General features: G+C 67.1%; 1 protein-coding gene. It reads left to right on the forward strand.

Annotated elements, in window-relative coordinates:
- Positions 1–114 precede the first annotated feature (114 nt).
- Positions 115–462, forward strand: coding sequence for an IS66 family insertion sequence element accessory protein TnpB (gene tnpB / locus ABWV23_RS22370; protein WP_353351922.1), 348 nt, complete (start codon positions 115–117; stop codon positions 460–462).
- The last annotated feature ends 33 nt before the right edge of the window (positions 463–495 follow it).

Below are 495 nucleotides of genomic sequence, written 5' to 3' on the forward strand. Positions count from 1 at the left end.
GCCGGTTGCGCCGGTGGTGGTGGAGCTCCGCCTTGCCAAAGGGCGCTGCCTCCGGTTCGACAGCGCGATGGACGACGCGGTACTGACCCGGTTGATCCGGGCGGTGGAGGCAGCATGATCGGGCCGGGCACTGGTGTGCGTGTCTATCTCGCCTGCGGCGTGACCGACATGCGGAAAGGGATCGCGGGCCTGGCGGCCCTTGCACAGGATGTCCTGCGTCAGAAGCCGACAGGCGGTGCGGTCTTTGCCTTCCGCGGGCGCCGGGGTGATCGCCTGAAGCTGCTTTACTGGGACGGCCAGGGTTTCTGCCTCTATTACAAGGTCCTCGAGCGGGGGCGCTTTCCATGGCCAAGCGCCGGTGACGGGGCTGTCCGGCTGACCTCGGCGCAACTTGCGATGCTGTGGGAAGGGATCGATTGGCGGCGGCCGGACTGGGGCGCGCCACCGGCGCGGGTGGGGTGATTTACCCACCTGTTTTGCCTTGTTTTTATGGCG

This window comes from Aquicoccus sp. SU-CL01552, assembly GCF_040365005.1.
Classification (GTDB): domain Bacteria; phylum Pseudomonadota; class Alphaproteobacteria; order Rhodobacterales; family Rhodobacteraceae; genus Antarcticimicrobium.

What these genes read in the sequence shown, in the direction of transcription:
- tnpB (WP_353351922.1), top strand. Translation starts at nt 115, where the DNA reads ATGATCGGGCCGGGCACTGGTGTGCGTGTCTATCTCGCCTGCGGCGTG.